This is a genomic window from Halopseudomonas salina, from assembly GCF_008641105.1.
This window is the reverse complement of the sequence record NZ_VTTI01000027.1, coordinates 1-2384: the sequence shown is the minus strand read 5'-3', so window position 1 is coordinate 2384 and position 2384 is coordinate 1. Positions and strand designations below refer to the sequence as shown.

Annotated in this window: 4 protein-coding genes; all 4 read right to left on the bottom strand. The window is 45.3% G+C overall.

The annotated features are described in order from the left end of the window. Nucleotides 1-140: 140 nt before the first annotated feature. The 4 genes from FZF01_RS19235 to FZF01_RS19220 all read right to left on the bottom strand — a co-directional run bounded on the left by FZF01_RS19235 (nucleotide 141) and on the right by FZF01_RS19220 (nucleotide 2295). Nucleotides 141-578 carry a hypothetical protein gene (locus FZF01_RS19235; protein WP_150279447.1) on the bottom strand — a complete coding sequence of 146 codons (438 nt, stop codon included), beginning with the start codon at nucleotides 576-578 and terminating at the stop codon, nucleotides 141-143. 75 nt (nucleotides 579-653) lie between these two features. Then, nucleotides 654-1007 (bottom strand): hypothetical protein, encoded by a 354-nt coding sequence (locus FZF01_RS19230; RefSeq protein ID WP_150279446.1) that lies wholly within the window; start codon nucleotides 1005-1007, stop codon nucleotides 654-656. Nucleotides 1008-1452: 445 nt separating this feature from the next. Then, entirely contained in the window at nucleotides 1453-1770 is a 318-nt protein-coding gene (locus FZF01_RS19225; protein ID WP_150279445.1) for a hypothetical protein, read from the bottom strand. Nucleotides 1771-1860: 90 nt separating this feature from the next. Then, nucleotides 1861-2295, bottom strand: a complete 435-nt coding sequence (locus tag FZF01_RS19220) for a hypothetical protein (protein ID WP_150279444.1) — start codon at nucleotides 2293-2295, stop codon at nucleotides 1861-1863. Between the last annotated feature and the right edge of the window lie 89 nt (nucleotides 2296-2384).

Sequence of the window (2384 nt, the reverse complement as noted above, 5' to 3'; positions counted from 1 at the left end):
GCGATTAGATCTAACGGCCTCTCTAATCATTGAGATTATTGCCTCCTGAGCCTGATCCATCTGATTACCTATAACGCGGAGCTTTGCGGCAATTTTGTAGCCGCGAAGCGGTGGAGAAATTGTCCGACAAAAGCGAATTGTTATAACCCGATCTTAAAGGCATCACTTGTGACTCTGGCCTTCGTGACTATCCAAGAATTCTCGTTGCGCAAAATACTAAGACTGAATAGATAGGAGTTCTCCTCATATCGGCAGCTCGCTGTTGTGTCGGCAACCGTTTCATTAAATGACGAAGTTATAGAAGATTCAAATTCACAGCCTAGCAATTTGCCTTCAGAATCCAGAGCCTTAACTATATAGTCAGCAGTATTCAGCTCGTTTATTATTGGTTCAGCAAAATACTCTTCTAATTTGGTCCAGTCACGCTCATCGAATATTTCTGCTTGTAGCGAGCGGCTAAAAATAGCTAGCTCATCGTAATATTTTGATGAGCTGAGGGTCGCGAAAATCAAGAAAATAATGATCAGAGTGATCTGAATCCAAAAAATAATGCCTGATATTTGAAGAAATTTTTTCATGATTTATAACGCCCGCCATAAACGGCGCGAGGAACGAGCGTCCGGCGACCGCAGGGAGCGTATTTAATGGCTTGGTTATGTGTACTCACTGAAATCAGCCTCTTCCTTCGTGAACTCGCCGCTTGCTAGCAGTACACGCTCGATGTCAGCAATTACTTGAACATTATTTTCAGGCGCAAGAATGAAAAAAGCCCATATATCATCATCCAGTTCATATTCACCATTTTCATACCGCCAAAATGAAACAAATTCATCCGTAGCTATTGCGATAGCAGCTGCGTCTAGGGATGGGTGTCGCGCAGGCTTAGCATGCAGCCCTTGAGCGAGAATGCTCTGTACATCAGGGAAGCTGGCGCCACGATGCTCTCCCCAGAACTCCACTAAAAGCTCTTTCGATTTGTACCCAGGTCTTACTCGAAATTTCTCCATGCTCTATTTACACATAACGCCCGGCACACGTGCCGATTTGTAGCCGCGGAGCGGCGGAGAATCGGTCACTGTGCTGCCGATTGTTATGTTTGCCACCTAACATCCTAACTTCCACCGAACGTTTTTACGGCAAGCCATGGGAGTACCAGGATAAGCGACGCCAGCGAAAGCAACCGACCCGCCCGACTACTAGCGGGGTAGTTTATTTTCATTTCTGCGTAAAAGGGCCAAAACTGAAGCCAGCCTTTAACTCTTCCATGCTTCTGCTCCGAGGAATGAAGCACATACATAGTCAGGAACAGCCACACGGCTCCAAAGAGTAGCGACAGGATTGCGAGCACGCCTAGGATTTTTTCCATGCTAAACATAACGTGTGAACTCATGGGCCGGTTTGTAGCCGCGGAGCGGCGGAGAAGTGGTCCCGTGCAGTGACTTGTTAATAGGCTTAACCTCCAAACTTCTGCCTTGCGTAAAGCAGGCCCAGTATTGGGATAAAGGCCACCGCAACGAGTAGGAAAGCAAATTCTGACTCTGATAAAAACCCAAGAGCCCACGAAACTGTCACAACCATCAGCGCAAAGGCCAGAACAATAAGGCTCCAACCCACAACAGCGGCGAATGCCTGAGGATTTTTGGCCTTAGATTCATCCCATCCAGCAATGAGCTTTCGCTTCTGCTTGAATGCGACAAGATAGCCGAGTACCCCACAAGGTATTGCCCCTGTGAAAAGTACTATCATCGCCGCTATCTCTGTTTCAGACATGCTCAAATAGCCCTATAAGCCTATTAACGTTTGGTTAAGGGGCGGCTTTAGCCCGTCCCAGTGAGCGCAGCGAACGGTTTGAACCAGTTGTTAGATGTTAACTGCACGCTTACCTCTTAATGTTTCAAATATTTTTATTGATACAGGTGCGTTAAATTCTTTTCCACGCAATGAAAATATGAAGAAAAATATAAGACTTACTAGATAGTAGCCTGCTGATATTAGCATGATTATTGTTTTTGATAGGCCGCTAGATATTATTGGAATAGTAAACTCTCCGTCTCTGGCTACAATTAATAAGGCGGAATTTATTAATCCAAGCGCCAAGACAAGTAATAGTATTGATATTGTAAGATCGAATATTTTTAGGGCGGTGAGGCTTGCGAAGTTAAGTGAGCGTTTTCTGAAGACAAAGTACAGTATTGCTGGGGTAACTAATAGAAGCCATACAGAAATGTAATTCGATGCGAATAAAAAAGCCGGTATTGCAGCCGATAACAGGCGTTCTTTTTTACTGACGAACATAGGTAATTCCGTTTAACGCCCGCAGCACGCGCAGCTTTGTAGTGAAGGCGAAGCCGCAACGAAAAAGCTGTCGCTGTGCCTGCGATTGT

Excerpts from the sequence above, each read along its gene's own strand:
- FZF01_RS19235 (WP_150279447.1), bottom strand. The coding sequence starts at position 578 with ATGAAAAAATTTCTTCAAATATCAGGCATTATTTTTTGGATTCAGATC.
- FZF01_RS19230 (WP_150279446.1), bottom strand. The coding sequence starts at position 1,007 with ATGGAGAAATTTCGAGTAAGACCTGGGTACAAATCGAAAGAGCTTTTA.
- FZF01_RS19225 (WP_150279445.1), bottom strand. The coding sequence starts at position 1,770 with ATGTCTGAAACAGAGATAGCGGCGATGATAGTACTTTTCACAGGGGCA.
- FZF01_RS19220 (WP_150279444.1), bottom strand. The coding sequence starts at position 2,295 with ATGTTCGTCAGTAAAAAAGAACGCCTGTTATCGGCTGCAATACCGGCT.